The organism is Nitritalea sp., assembly GCF_054166705.1.
Map to the genome: position 1 here is coordinate 179,636 of NZ_JBSZCV010000006.1, position 13,085 is coordinate 192,720.

General features: G+C 51.0%; 11 protein-coding genes. 5 read left to right on the forward strand and 6 right to left on the reverse strand.

What is annotated here, in order from left to right:
- Window positions 1–16 precede the first annotated feature (16 nt).
- Genes ACXIT9_RS02965 through ACXIT9_RS02975 form a run of 3 tightly spaced genes read left to right on the forward strand, consistent with a single transcriptional unit; the run spans window position 17 to window position 3,080 of the window.
- Window positions 17–1,201, forward strand: a complete 1,185-nt coding sequence (locus tag ACXIT9_RS02965; RefSeq protein ID WP_458054755.1) for an acyl-CoA dehydrogenase family protein — start codon at window positions 17–19, stop codon at window positions 1,199–1,201.
- Complete coding sequence (locus ACXIT9_RS02970; protein ID WP_458054756.1) at window positions 1,198–2,232, forward strand: phosphotransferase family protein; 1,035 nt, start codon at window positions 1,198–1,200, stop codon at window positions 2,230–2,232. Before ACXIT9_RS02965 ends, ACXIT9_RS02970 begins: the two co-directional genes overlap by 4 nt.
- 2 nt (window positions 2,233–2,234) lie before the next feature.
- Window positions 2,235–3,080 (forward strand): 3-hydroxyacyl-CoA dehydrogenase, encoded by an 846-nt coding sequence (locus tag ACXIT9_RS02975; protein WP_458054757.1) that lies wholly within the window; start codon window positions 2,235–2,237, stop codon window positions 3,078–3,080.
- A gap of 127 nt (window positions 3,081–3,207) precedes the next feature.
- On the opposite strand, the gene ACXIT9_RS02980 is transcribed toward ACXIT9_RS02975, so the two are convergent.
- On the reverse strand, window positions 3,208–4,404 hold the full coding sequence (locus ACXIT9_RS02980; protein WP_458054758.1) for a hypothetical protein: 1,197 nt from the start codon (window positions 4,402–4,404) through the stop codon (window positions 3,208–3,210).
- Between the two features lie 210 nt (window positions 4,405–4,614).
- Here ACXIT9_RS02980 and ACXIT9_RS02985 point away from each other — a divergent pair, with 210 nt between their 5' ends.
- Window positions 4,615–5,295: a VOC family protein gene (locus tag ACXIT9_RS02985; RefSeq protein ID WP_458054759.1), complete on the forward strand. Its 681-nt coding sequence runs from the start codon at window positions 4,615–4,617 to the stop codon at window positions 5,293–5,295.
- A gap of 109 nt (window positions 5,296–5,404) precedes the next feature.
- On the opposite strand, the gene ACXIT9_RS02990 is transcribed toward ACXIT9_RS02985, so the two are convergent.
- The 3 genes from ACXIT9_RS02990 to ACXIT9_RS03000 form a co-directional block, all read right to left on the reverse strand.
- The gene (locus tag ACXIT9_RS02990) at window positions 5,405–5,671 is read right to left on the reverse strand and encodes a hypothetical protein (RefSeq protein ID WP_458054760.1); all 267 of its coding nucleotides are present in this window, start codon (window positions 5,669–5,671) and stop codon (window positions 5,405–5,407) included.
- Between the two features lie 324 nt (window positions 5,672–5,995).
- Window positions 5,996–7,099, reverse strand: a complete 1,104-nt coding sequence (locus tag ACXIT9_RS02995; RefSeq protein WP_458054761.1) for a glycerate kinase family protein — start codon at window positions 7,097–7,099, stop codon at window positions 5,996–5,998.
- Between the two features lie 13 nt (window positions 7,100–7,112).
- Window positions 7,113–8,483, reverse strand: coding sequence for an alanine/glycine:cation symporter family protein (locus ACXIT9_RS03000; RefSeq protein ID WP_458054762.1), 1,371 nt, complete (start codon window positions 8,481–8,483; stop codon window positions 7,113–7,115).
- A gap of 230 nt (window positions 8,484–8,713) precedes the next feature.
- Here ACXIT9_RS03000 and ACXIT9_RS03005 point away from each other — a divergent pair, with 230 nt between their 5' ends.
- Window positions 8,714–10,162 (forward strand): Gfo/Idh/MocA family protein, encoded by a 1,449-nt coding sequence (locus tag ACXIT9_RS03005; protein ID WP_458054763.1) that lies wholly within the window; start codon window positions 8,714–8,716, stop codon window positions 10,160–10,162.
- Window positions 10,163–10,287: 125 nt separating this feature from the next.
- Here ACXIT9_RS03005 and ACXIT9_RS03010 read toward each other — a convergent pair whose 3' ends face one another.
- Both ACXIT9_RS03010 and ACXIT9_RS03015 read right to left on the reverse strand, forming a co-directional pair.
- The gene (locus ACXIT9_RS03010; protein WP_458054764.1) at window positions 10,288–11,721 is read right to left on the reverse strand and encodes a TolC family protein; all 1,434 of its coding nucleotides are present in this window, start codon (window positions 11,719–11,721) and stop codon (window positions 10,288–10,290) included.
- A gap of 6 nt (window positions 11,722–11,727) precedes the next feature.
- The gene (locus ACXIT9_RS03015; protein WP_458054765.1) at window positions 11,728–13,080 is read right to left on the reverse strand and encodes an HlyD family secretion protein; all 1,353 of its coding nucleotides are present in this window, start codon (window positions 13,078–13,080) and stop codon (window positions 11,728–11,730) included.
- Window positions 13,081–13,085 lie beyond the last annotated feature (5 nt).

The window sequence follows — 13,085 nt, forward strand, 5'->3', positions numbered from 1 at the left end:
ATTCCATAGTTACCACATGAACCCAACTAACTTGCAAGACCTCCTCGCTGGCTATGCGGCCTTTTTAGAGGAAGTCGTCTATCCACAGGAACTACCTATCATCTACGGACATTTCCAGAACCACCTGCCCACCCTGCAGCGCATGCGTGATGAGGCTAAGCGACGTGGTCTCTTTAACCCCCACTTGCCCGAAAGCTCCGGAGGCCTCGGGCTGCGCCTGAGTGAGTTCGCAGAGGTGTCTGCCCTACTGGGAAAAAGTCCGCTCGGACATTATCTTTGCAACTGCCAAGCCCCAGATATCGGCAACATGGAGCTGCTCCACCTTTTCGGTACAGACAGTCAAAAGCGCCAATTTTTACATCCGCTGGAAAAAGGAGAAATCCGCTCTTGTTTTTCCATGACCGAGCCGGGACATGCTGGTTCAAACCCCGTCCACCTCTCTACACGAGCTGTTCGGGACGGCGACAGTTACCGCATTACGGGCCATAAATGGTTTACCACAGCAGCCGATGGCGCCTCCTTTACCATCGTTATGGCGCTAACGAATCCCGAAGCAGAATACCCCTATAGCCGGGCGAGTATGCTTATCGTGCCACTCGATACGCCCGGGTTTGAGCTGGTCCGAAATATTCCGATTATGGGAGATGCTGGCTCCGACTATTTTTCCCATGCCGAAGTACGCTTCCAGGACTGCCAAGTGCCTGCAGAGTACCTCATCGGCGCAGAAGGCCAAGGGTTTATGTTGGCCCAAGAACGTCTGGGCCCCGGACGTATCCATCACTGCATGCGCTGGATCGGCATAGCAGAGCGCGCACTGGAAATGATGTGCCGCTATGCCTTAAAACGGGAGCTGAACCCCGGTCAGCCACTCGCTCAGCAGCAAAGCATCCAAAACTGGATCGCAGAAGCAGCTGCGCATATTCGTGCCTCCCGACTCATGGTGCTGGACACAGCGCAGCAAATCGAAGAAAAGGGTGCTAAAGAAGCCAAAGAAGCCATTTCCACCATCAAGTTTTTTGTCTCGGATATGTTGATGACTACCCTGGATCGCGCCATTCAAACACATGGAGCTCTCGGCATCACGGACGACACTTTACTATCCTTTTGGTACCGCCATGAGCGAGGTGCACGGATTTACGATGGGCCCGACGAGGTCCACAAAAGCGTTTTGGCCCGAAAACTTCTAAAGAGCTACCGATGAGTGAACATCTTTCGAAAGCCCTTCGCCCAGAGATTCTATCCCCTATTTTAGCGGATCATTTTGCCTGCAAGCCCGATCAACTCCGTATAGAGCCTATCATCGCTGGCTTCTCGAACCTGACCTTTCGCATCTTTTACCCCGACGGAACCGCCATTTTGCGCCGCGCTCCCTTAGGCCTGCAAGTAGCGAAAGGGCATGACATGCTTCGGGAATTCCGCTGGCTGGAAGCCCTTGCCGCCGCAGGTTTTGGGCTCGCGCCCAAAGTCTACCGGGCCTACCCTGACGAATCCCTCATCGGCAGCCCTTTTTATCTGATGGAAGATGTAAGTGGGCCTATTTTACGGGGTCGTGTGCCCCAAAAACTAGGCTTACAAGCAGCTGATTTCAGACATTTATCGGAGTCCGCCCTGCAGACTCAGCTGGACTTACATCGCCTACCCATCAGTAATCCGGAGTTAGCAGCCTTTGATAAGGGAGAAGGATACACCCAGCGTCAGGTGGAAGGCTGGATGGCGCGGTATCGAAAAGCGGCAACAGATGAGCTCCCCGCTATGGAGGAAGCCGCAGCCTATTTGCGGGCATCCTTACCCAAACAGGAGCCTGCCTACACCGTGGTACATAATGACTACAAATACGATAACCTAGTCCTTCATGAAAAGCCTGCCGCCGGCATCCGCTGTATCCTAGACTGGGAGATGGCTAGCATCGGAAACCCCCTCATGGATGTCGGTACGACCCTGGCCTACTGGGCAGAGCCGGAGGATGCAGAGATTCTTAAGCAGTTCAACTGTAGTCACCTTCCGGGAAATATGCGCCGCGCAGAATGGGTAGCCCGCTATGCGGATGCCCAGGGAATTCGTGAACAGGAGCTTCACTATTACCAAGTTTTCGGACTCTTTAAGGTAGCAGTTATCGCGCAACAGATTTATAAACGTTACACCCTCGGCTTTGCGGATGATCCCCGCTTCGGAATGTTAATCGAAGTGGTCAAAGCAGCCGCGAGCCGTACACAAGCTTTTCTACACACATGAACATGAACATACAAAACGTCTGTATAGTAGGTGCCGGGACCTTAGGCACACGGGTAGCCCTTCAGGCCGCCCTTTCTGGCTTTCAGGTACGCATTTACGATCTTTCAGAGGAGCTACTCGAACGCAGTAAGCAGACCATGCGGAAACTCCTAGGCGCCCTGCGCAAAGAAGGGCGCTTTACTACGGTAGAAGATGAAGTACTCTGGAGTAGACTGTTTTTTACTACTGACCCAGCTACTGCGGTGGAGGATGCAGATCTCATTAATGAAAGCGTGACTGAGGATGTCGCCATTAAGCAGGAAGTGTGGAAACATTTTGGGGCTCTCGCCCCAAAGAAAACCCTTTTTACAACCAACACCAGTTACCTGCTGCCCTCTATGTTTGCGGAGCAATCGGGACGCCCGGAGCGCTTCTGTGCGCTGCATTTTCACGATGTATTTACAGCGCGTATCGTCGATATCATGCCACATCCAGGCACCGACCCTAATCTGATCCCAGTATTAGAGCGTTTTGGGGAAGCCTTAGAGCAAGTTCCCGTCCTGGTTAAAAAAGAAAATTCGGGCTATTTATTTAACACCATGCTGCTGGCTTTAATCGGTGCTGCAGGCAAGTTACTCACGAAAGAGGTCGCCAGCGTGGAGGACATCGACAAGTCCTGGATGGTGAATTTTCACATGCCGCAGGGCCCTTTCGGTATATTGGATAATATCGGACTAGATACCGCATACCACGTCACCAAAGCCCGCAAAGATCCTGCTTCACAGCAGTTTGCTTCCCTTTTAAAAACTTATGTGGATGCAGGAAAACTAGGTAAAAAATCGGGAGAAGGCTTTTACCGCTATAAGTAGTTTCCATTTAAAGCGTTTCTATTTTTACAACAGCACCTGAATAAAAACAGCGCTATCCCCTCGATAAGGGGAAATTCGCGCTGTTTTTTGTCACCCCACCTTCTTTTATTCTAGCATACATTCGAACTTAAAGGGCTTTTAAATTCAGCTTATAGAATACGTTATAATCCCGCTCTACAGAGGGGCTCAGATTATCGTTAAAGTAAAGGGTACCAGATGCATCGCTAAAGTTAAAAGATCCAGACACAGGCACCTCATTGATGATCCCGATCTGCTCTCCCTCTTTTACGACGATGAAATAAGGACGAATGTATTTTTTCCTTGCTTCCTGAAATTCAGGGGTTCGAAAGTAATCTGGCTCCCCAAACTGTGCTTTTAACTCCCTTAATTGTGCACTTGGAATTTGGGTAAAAAACTGAACGATTAGCATAGCCCCAGCATATCGGATGTCTGAAAACTGTGGATAGTCCGCATCTGCACTGTCTTCCGGACGAAGCGTGGGCGCATCGGAAGGACGCTCTGGATGGCTCAGGGTAATCGTTTGACGCAGTATAGGTGACTCCCCATTGAAGTCATACAAGAAGAGTTGATTCCCCGCACGCGGCAGAAGTGCCATTTCTTGCTTTTCTGCGTTCCAAGCGAGCAGTGGTGCACTTTCTCCTACAAAACGTTTATTCAAGCGGGGTTCCCAGTGCTCCGGATAGGTTTCGAGTAATTGATTTTCAGCCGTTTCTAGGTTATAGGCATAAATCGTTTTGGCCTGCTCATAATAGGCAGCGCCTAATTTATTTTTATCGATGGTCGCAGGATCAAAGGAGTTGGGTTCTTCACCAACCAAAAACGCTTGTCCATTCTTGATGAGCGGATGAAAAGTGGTTCTATTTTTATAGAGCGTCAGCCCGAACAGCCCTGCTGCATTAAAAGGTACAGAGCGCTGTTTTTGGCCGTCCAGGCCATAGATGTGGTAATCGGTATAGAAAGCTTGCGCGACGAAGGCATCTTTTCCTAAAAATCGATAACCAAATGCACCATTTGGGCCCACGCTATTCGGGCCTTCACCGCCGATGGCATACTCTTGTAGGATGTTGCCATTTTGATCCACCAACAGAGGCAAGCGGCTTTTATCTCCTTTCAACAGGTAGAGCCCTTTCTCGGGTAAAAAGTCATCCATAAGCAAGGGAGCTAGTGTTTCCACACACAGAGAATCGGTTATTTCGAGTTGGAGGATGCGATGTGCATCATGTTCAAGCGAGGTGGTACAGCTTTCTAAAGTGAGGGCCATTCCAAGCAGGGCGAGAAAAGAAAATGGAGCATGTTTTTGCATAAAAAAGCAATTTTACTGGTTAAACTATCACTTAGTGCAAAAAAACTGCTTTCGTAGCACAAAAGGTAGGGTAATTTTTTTGATAAATTCCCTCGAGGAAAGTTGTAGAGGGTTTCTTCACTCGCTGCATAGAAGATTACATGAATTTTGACGTATTTTTATCCCTTTCAAGGGAGATTGAACCTTTTGCCTTATTGTCTTAAGAACAACATGCAGCAGCACATCGCGCATATCGCTATTCTCGTCCGTGACTATGACGAGGCTATCGCCTTTTACACGGAGAAACTCCATTTTAAATTAATCGAAGACAAGGTGCTTAGTCCTGAAAAGCGCTGGGTTCTGGTGCAGCCTTGCGGCAAAGGGGGCACGGCAGTCCTGCTGGCCAAAGCGGCATCTGCAGAACAGGAAGCGTATATCGGCCGGCAAACAGGTGGGCGCGTTTTTCTCTTTCTGTACACGGATAATTTTGAACGCGACTATCAAAACCTACTCGATCAACACATTCGCATCGTTCGCCTGCCCAGTGTAGCGCCCTATGGAACCGTAGCGGTATTCGAAGATCTATACGGAAATCTTTGGGATTTGATAGAACCGGTGCAACCCTCAACCCCATTTTATTCTACAGGTATCTTACGTATCAAAAATAGTCTCCAAATCCAGCAGGCACTGGAAGCCTTACAGCAGCTTAAAATGAATACGCTGCAGGAACCTGGCTGTATCTCTTTTGATGTTCATCAAAGTCGGGAGGAACCAACTCAGATCATCCTTTGGGAGTGTTTTCGGGAGGAAGCCGACTTTATCGCACACCTTCAGGCCAAGCACGTACAGGACTTCCTGCAACAGGGATGGGTGGATTTTGACAAAGGATATACAAGTTCAAGAAGGTTTTAAATGTAAAAAAATCTCATGTTTTGCCACTCCGGGGCCCTAAAGCGTCTAGCGAAAAAGTAGATCGCGCAGCTGGGATACATTCTCTTCCCGAGCTGCGCGTTTTTTAGCATTAGTGGAACAGTCCCACGGCTAGCTCTGCCCAAAGTAAGAGGAAAGCCGAAAGCACACCGCCACTGGCCAAGAGAAGCGGCACTTTTCGCTTCACCCGCGGACGAAGCAGTTCCAAAAGTGTGCCTGTTGCGAACAACATGCTCCCCATCAGCAGAAAGTCTCCTAGATCCCACTGAACCTCAGGACTAAATTGCATAGCGATAAAAGGGAAGCTTAAAAGCAGCAAGACAATGCCAAGCAACCCATACAAACGTTTTCGTCTCATAGCTGTATCGGGGCCTGAAAGTACATGATCCCCTTTCGAAATATAGCAAATAATCTGCCAGTATAAGCTACCTTTACCCCATACAATTAGGAAATCGTAACCTCATTCAATATTTTTTTTAATGGGTAGCCAAAGGCATGCATAAACGGAGCGTTCTAAGGATTCCCTATCGTCCGCAGTGATCGTTTACTTTCTTTTCTTTTCCTTTTGATGTTCGTTTGCTTTCGTTTGCTCTCGTTTCCTTTCCTTTTGATGTTCGTTTACTTTCTTTTTCTTTCTTTTCGATGTTCGTTTTTTGGGAGGTCTTTTTCTAAAAGCGAGCCCTCAGTCGCCCCGAAAGGCTTGGTAGCAGGCCCGAAAAAGATTTTCGGCTGCCTCCCTTTTCGCTCCGTCACCTACCTGCTGCAAGGGGGGTAGGGAAATGAAGTGTTCAGCAGGCGCCTGTCTACCATAAGTACCTGAACTTATGAGCACACGTTTGGCTTTTGGGTTCAGCTCCCGAGCCAGGCAGAGCAAGGCATGCGGGCCTTTGCCGAAGGCAGACTGTGCATCGTAGCGCCCCTCCCCTGTTATGACAACGTGGCTTTGGCGTAGCCAGCGGGCCATCTGAACCTGTTGGAAAAAGTAAGCTGCCCCGGGATGGATTTCTACTGGAAAGAATGCGGCCAGGCCTGCGGCCAATCCGCCGGCGGCGCCAAAACCCTCTTGGTCTAGAAAGGGCTTGCCCCCCTTTTTATACAGCAAGTGTATCCAATTTGCCAATCCTTCCTCCACTTCGGGCAGTGCTTCCATTTTGAGGCCTTTCTGTGGGCCGAAGGTCACGATACCTCCCTCCTTCCCAAAGAGCTGGTGACGGACATCTGCCAGCAGCGTAAACCGGACCGACGGCAGGCGGATAGGACGCTGGATATAGGCCAGCGTATGAAAGCGATCCGGGTGATAAGGGTGCAGCGCATGGCCGGACCTGTTTAAGAGCACGAAGCCGAGGCCTTGTAAAATGCCCATGGCGGCATCGATGGTGGCCGTCCCCCCTAAGGCGAGGACGAGCTCTCGGGCTCCCTCCTGTACAGCTGCAGCGATCTGCATGCCTACCCCGAAGCTGCTGGCCAAAGTAGGTGCTAAGGCAGCACCCTCTCGATCCCCAAGGCCCACAGCAGCAGAAACATCGAGAAAGGCCCTTTGCGCGGAGCGCTCCAGATAAAATGGGGCGAGCAGGGAACGCCCATAGGCATCCAGTACCGTTACCTGCCGCTGTTCCAGCTTTAAGCTCTCTGCCAGAAGGGCACAGGTGCCATCCCCACCATCCGCTATTGGCTGTAGGCGAATAGGCATTTCTACCCCAGCCTGCAGGAGGGCCTGCTGAATCACGGTTGCCGCTTCAGAGGCGCTGAGACTACCTTTAAAAGCATTCGGTGCGATAAGCCACATAAAAGATGGGTGTTTAGACAGCTTTTTCTTTCATGCGCCGGAAATAGTCCTTACTAGCAGCACGCACCTTCGGCGCCAGATAAATCGTGGATACCATCGTCGGGATGGCCATAATCGCATACATGCCATCGATGAAACTGATCACCACATCCAAGGAAGCCACTGCCCCTGCCACGATCGTGGCCAGATAAAAGTAATTGTAGTAATTGGCCTTTTCTGCCCCGAAGAGATAGTTGAAACACTTATGCCCGTAGTAGGAATAGGTAAACATGGTCGAGAGGGCGAAAACCAGTACCGCCACCATCAGCATATATTTTCCGAAACCCGGGAGGGCTATTTCAAAGGCCGATAGGGTCAGGCGGACACCGTCATTATCGGTGCTTTGCCATACGCCCGTCATTAAGATCACCAATGCCGTCAGGGTGCAGACTACGATGGTATCGATAAAAGGGCCTAGCATGGCGATAAGTCCTTCGCGGATGGGCTCATTATTTTTAGACGCTCCATGTACCATGGGGGCCGTGCCGATGCCGGCTTCATTCGAAAAAGCAGCTCTGCGCGCACCGATCACGATGACAGCTCCTACAGCTCCCCCCATGGCAGCTTCTCCGGTAAAAGCGTCGCGGATAATAAGTCCGAGCATGGCGGGCACCTCGCTAGCATACTGAAAGAGCACGAGTAAAACCGAGAAAAAGTACACCAGCACCATGAAAGGGACCAACTTGGAAGCAACTGCCGCGATCCGCTTTATCCCGCCTAAAATCACTACGGCCACGATCAGCATCATCCCAATACCCAAAATCCACTTCGTAGGCTCCCCGGCATCGAGACCATTGGGTTCCAGTAAGACCGAGCGCAGTACCGCCGTGAGTTGATTCGCCTGAAAGATGGCCAGTAGTCCGAGAAATCCCGCCACCGAAAAAAGGATGGCGAGCGGGCGCCATTTTTTTCCCATCCCCTCCTCGATAACGTACATGGGGCCGCCCTGCACCTCACCTGCAGAATCTTTTCCCCGGTACATAATCGCCAGGCTGCAAGAAAAATACTTGGTCGCCATTCCGACGAAGGCCGACATCCACATCCAGAAAATAGCTCCCGGTCCGCCCATGTTGATGGCGATCGCCACGCCGGAAATATTGCCCAGCCCCACTGTGGCGGCGATGGCCGCAGAAAGCGCCTGCCGAGAGGAAATCTGCCCGGGAAGATTCTCGTCATACTTGCCCCGCACCACCTTTAACGCATGGCCAAGGCCTGTAAAGGGAATGAACCCCGAATAAATAAACAGTAATAAACCACCGCCCATCAATAAAATGAGCATGGGCGTATCCCAAATCCAGTTGCTAAATTGAACGATAAAATCTCCAAATTGTGATAAAAAAGCCATTTAGGGGCAATTAATAAGGTGAAAGAAAAGCTTTTTATAAAACCAACACCCATATTACGTGCTATTTTCGGTTTAACCAAGACCACCTCCCTAAATCTAGATATTATTTGCGTCCACGGAAGAAAGTAGCTATTTTAGGATTTCAGTTGAAGGTTCTCAGCAGTGCCCTCTCGGGCAAAGAGGCTCTTTCAAACGGACGCAAGCACCAAACAATAACCTAAGAAACCTACATGAAAAAATCTTCCGATCTGCGCAGCAGCAGACGTTCCTTTTTAAAGGCTGGCGCCACCGCGCTGGCTGGTTTTTACATCGTGCCGCGCCATGTTTTAGGCGGCAGTGGCTATACGGCCCCGAGTGATCAGCTCCGTGTGGCTGGCATCGGCGTGGGAGGCATGGGCTATAACGATATCAGCGGCGTTTTTAAAACTGGTAAGGTGGTCTTTACCCATCTCTGTGATGTCGACGATGCCCGCGCCGAACGTGCGCGAAAAGACCACCCGAAGGCCTCCTATGTAAAAGATTACCGTAAACTGATGGAGCAAGCCAGCCAATTCGATGCGGTGACGGTTTCTTCTACAGACCACATGCATGCCGTGCAGGCGATGCTGGCCATAAAAGCGGGCAAGCATGTCTACGTCCAAAAGCCCCTCACCCATGACATTTATGAGGCACGCATGCTCACCGAGGCTGCTGAAAAATACCAGGTCGTCACGCAAATGGGCAACCAAGGTTCTTCTGGTGATGGCGTCCGCCGCATGATGGAATGGTATCAGGCAGGACTCATCGGTGAGGCTACCCGCGTATACAGCTGGACGGATCGACCCGTGTGGCCCCAGGGCATCTCCTGGCCGAAACAAGCGGCACCCGTACCGAAAGGACTGGACTGGGAATTGTGGTTGGGGACAGCCCCTCGAAGAGATTTTGTGGATAATTTAGTTCCTTTCAACTGGCGCGGCTGGTGGGACTACGGGACAGGCGCACTCGGCGACATGGCCTGCCATCTCATGGAGGCTCCCTTCCGCGTGCTGAACCTGGGCTACCCTGTGTCTGCTGAGGCGAGCGTAGGCTCCGTCTATGTGGGTGAATTCCAGCGCGGCTACTTTCCGGATAGCTGCCCGCCCTCCTCGCATATTACCCTGCGTTTTGAATTGCCTGGCGGCAAAACCCTTCCCTTCCACTGGATGGATGGTGGCATCCAGCCTACCCGACCGGAAGAACTGGGACCGAATGAACGCATGGGCGACGGCGGAAATGGCGTCATCATCGAAGGGACGAAAGGCAAGATGATGTGCGATACCTACGGTAGAAATCCACGCTTGCTTCCTGCCACCAAGATGGAGGAGGCTAATGCTGTCGCCGAAAGCATTACGCGCATCCCGGGTGGAGAGGGTGGCCATTATGCCAACTGGGTGGAGGCCTGCATCGCGGGGTATGGCAGCCCGGCCTATGAGCTGCTTTCCTCTCCCTTCCAAATTGCTGGACCGCTTACCGAAGCCGTTTTGATGGGAAACTTGGCCATCCGAAGTTATGACTTCCGCGAGCCAAAAACCGATGGAGGATTTACCTATCCGGGAAGGGGCATCAAGCTGCAGTGGGATGGCGCTGCCATGAAGGTGAAGAATTTTGAACCTGCTAATCAGTTCGTAAAGCGCGACTATCCTGCAGGCTTTATGCTGTAGAACACTTTCAGAGCTATATTTATACCGAGTTGGGCTTCCGCCCAAAGCGATCCCTTTTAAAAAAAACTCCAGCCCCTCCCTAGGGTGCTGGAGTTTTTTTTTATAAGAGGAGCATGGGGAACATTTTAGTCCAGCTGCTCCAAGGCATTTTCAAAGTCAAAGCCAAAACCCGCCGCATGCAGCATGCGCACGTAGGCGATTTTACGTTTGGCTGCCAAATCATTAAGGGTCACCTTACTGTCAAACAAGGCCACTTCCCTTGCGTTTATCAAGAAAAGAGAGCTTTCTCCAAGCTCAAAACGTACTTTTTCTCCTTCCAAAAGCCTTTGCAGCCCCTGGATATTCGCCGAAAACACGCGGTACTGATCTTCCACCAGCCCAAAACGGTAAATGGCCTGCTCTAAAGCGGTTTCTAGCTGCACGAATCGCAACTCGCGGCGCTGGTCTGCGAAGTCGATTTTGGCCTTTGCTAAGCCTAAGCCGCCCCGCTCACGGCGTAAAAAGAGCGGCGTGCTGATGTTAATCCCCCACTTGTAATCATTCTGGAAGAAGGCGGGAACCTCCATGTTCGCTCCCATATTTTCTGTCAGAAAATTATAATTCACCTTAATAATCGGTCGCAACTGTTCTGCTTTCCAGCGCCTGTCTACGTTTAGCCCTGCGATATCAAAATCGATGAGCATAATATCCGGGTGTCGGCCCAGCGCACCCCGCAGCTGTGTATTCGCCACTTGATCGATTTCTACTGTCAGCACCGATTCGGGTAAAATGGCATCGGTGAGATTGATTTCATTTAACTCATCATCCCAGAGGAAGGTATTAACCACCTGCATGGCATTAAAATACTCGATCATGGCATCTTGATAGCGGTACAGGCGGTCGAGCACCTGCGTGTAGGCCTCTACTGTATCGATGGCCGGCAAGTCTCCCTGCACAAAGCTTTCTTTGATGGCTTGAAAGCGAATTTCTGCCAGCTGCAAGCCCTCCTCAAAGACCAGGCGATTTTCATGCGCCTCCGACCAGTTCCAGTAGGCTAAGTTCGCGTCCAGGTATAAGTCGTTCAAGAACTTTCTGCGTTCCACCAGTGTGGACTCTTGGTAAATTTGCGCTTGGCGCAGGGCAGCTCTCCGCCGGTCGATGAGTAGCCCCTGTCCCAGGTTCACGCTGAGGCCTGCGGCAAAAAGCCCATCTGTAGGCACGGTCCGTTCTGGGTTCAGGAAGCGCCCGGAGTTCTGCTCGAAGAGCCCCTTGAGTTCGATACCTGCCCAAGTTGGAATGATCATGCCCACCTCGCGCGTATCGAAATAGGTGGTCCCGCGGAATTCTTTGTTGTTATAGTCCCCATACAACAGTGGGTCGAAGCCCCCTCGCGCCATGCGCACCTCTTGCTCCCCGAATTCGAGGAGGAGGTCACTTTGTCGCGCCACGGGGTGAAAATTTTCTACCCATTCTAAAAACTGCATCTGTGTGAGCACGAGCGAAGTGTCACGTGATGGAATCTGGGCGTGGGCTGCTGTACCTAAAAACAGCAGCCCGATAAGTAGGTGAATTCGGCTCATCTGCGCTTAACTCTTTTTCTTGTTGGCGCGTTTCTCGTCTGCTGTGTAATAGTCCGCAGGGAAACCATTTAACTGACGCCAGATTTCATACCAAACCGGCACATCGTTAAAGAGAGCGATACCATCAGCCCCTGATCCGATACGCAGTGCATCGGGCCAGGCATCTTCCTCAGGATCTTCAATGACGAGTACCCGGTATTTATTATTATCGCCTGTAAAATTATCGATGGCCACGATGATACCTCCGAAGGTACCATTCGAAAACTGGGGCCATCCGGAGAAAACGATGGCTGGCCAGCCGTCAAAGATAAAGCGTACCTTATTTCCGATCCGCATCAGTGGGAAATCCACTGGCTCCACAAACATTTCTACCGCCAGCTGGGCATTTGCCGGAAGGATGGAAATTATTTCAGCTCCTTCCTTAATCGTTTCCCCAATCCCCACTTGAATAGCACGCGTAATATAGCCATCCTGCGGGGCCAGTACATAGCGGAAGCCACTCCGCATCTCGAAGTTGGAGAATTGATTTTCTAACTTGGTTGCGGAAGCTTCCGCATCAAATTGGGAAGACATGGCACTAAACATTTCCGAGCGAGTCTTTGCGATTCGGTCACGGAAGTCATTTTCGATCGCATTTAGCTCGATTTGGGCGGCGAGCAATTCATTTTGACTGCTGAGCAAGTTGTTTTCTGCCGCTATTAGTCCTGCCTGCACCTCCTGGAAGCGCAGTTTTCGGGTTTCCAAGTCAGTCAGTGAGCGCAGTCCATCTTCGAAGAGCGACTCAGCCCGCTTTAACTGCTCCACGCCCACGTCGTAATTAACCTTAGCCTGTTCAAAGCGAATACTGTCGGATTTCACTTTCAGTTCTGCCATCCGAAGCCGGTTGGTGGCCTGCTCGATTCGGAGCCCTTTATTCGCCGTTAGCGCCTCCATCTGAATTTCCTGGGCCTTTACTTTTTCGGCATAGGAAAAGGCGGACTGCAGCTTCGCATCCACTTGCAGTCGGGTACGCTCGAGGAGCAAAGGGTCAAAGAAATCGTCCTTTATCTCGGAGATGAGCAGGACCGTGTCGCCCCTTTGGACGAAGTCCCCCTCCGAAACATACCACTGCTCTATCCTCCCTGCGATAATGCTATGTACGGTCTGCGGGCGCTGCTCCGGACGAAGTGCGGTAACGAAACCCTTAGAACGTACGTTTTGAGTCCAAGGTAGGAACATAAACAAGATCGTTCCAACTAAGAACCACACCATGATTTTCACTCGTTTTCTGCTCTCATTCGAGGGCATGGTCATCCCGTAGCTTTTGTAATGCTTAATCGAGACCTTGTCGCCAATTTTATTTTCTGATATATCCAGCATGCTGC

What these genes read in the sequence shown, in the direction of transcription:
- ACXIT9_RS03010 (WP_458054764.1), bottom strand. Translation starts at nt 11,721, where the DNA reads ATGAGCCGAATTCACCTACTTATCGGGCTGCTGTTTTTAGGTACAGCA.
- ACXIT9_RS02965 (WP_458054755.1), top strand. Translation starts at nt 17, where the DNA reads ATGAACCCAACTAACTTGCAAGACCTCCTCGCTGGCTATGCGGCCTTT.
- ACXIT9_RS03005 (WP_458054763.1), top strand. Translation starts at nt 8,714, where the DNA reads ATGAAAAAATCTTCCGATCTGCGCAGCAGCAGACGTTCCTTTTTAAAG.
- ACXIT9_RS02995 (WP_458054761.1), bottom strand. Translation starts at nt 7,099, where the DNA reads ATGTGGCTTATCGCACCGAATGCTTTTAAAGGTAGTCTCAGCGCCTCT.
- ACXIT9_RS02990 (WP_458054760.1), bottom strand. Translation starts at nt 5,671, where the DNA reads ATGAGACGAAAACGTTTGTATGGGTTGCTTGGCATTGTCTTGCTGCTT.
- ACXIT9_RS02985 (WP_458054759.1), top strand. Translation starts at nt 4,615, where the DNA reads ATGCAGCAGCACATCGCGCATATCGCTATTCTCGTCCGTGACTATGAC.
- ACXIT9_RS03015 (WP_458054765.1), bottom strand. Translation starts at nt 13,080, where the DNA reads ATGCTGGATATATCAGAAAATAAAATTGGCGACAAGGTCTCGATTAAG.
- ACXIT9_RS03000 (WP_458054762.1), bottom strand. Translation starts at nt 8,483, where the DNA reads ATGGCTTTTTTATCACAATTTGGAGATTTTATCGTTCAATTTAGCAAC.
- ACXIT9_RS02970 (WP_458054756.1), top strand. Translation starts at nt 1,198, where the DNA reads ATGAGTGAACATCTTTCGAAAGCCCTTCGCCCAGAGATTCTATCCCCT.
- ACXIT9_RS02975 (WP_458054757.1), top strand. Translation starts at nt 2,235, where the DNA reads ATGAACATACAAAACGTCTGTATAGTAGGTGCCGGGACCTTAGGCACA.
- ACXIT9_RS02980 (WP_458054758.1), bottom strand. Translation starts at nt 4,404, where the DNA reads ATGCAAAAACATGCTCCATTTTCTTTTCTCGCCCTGCTTGGAATGGCC.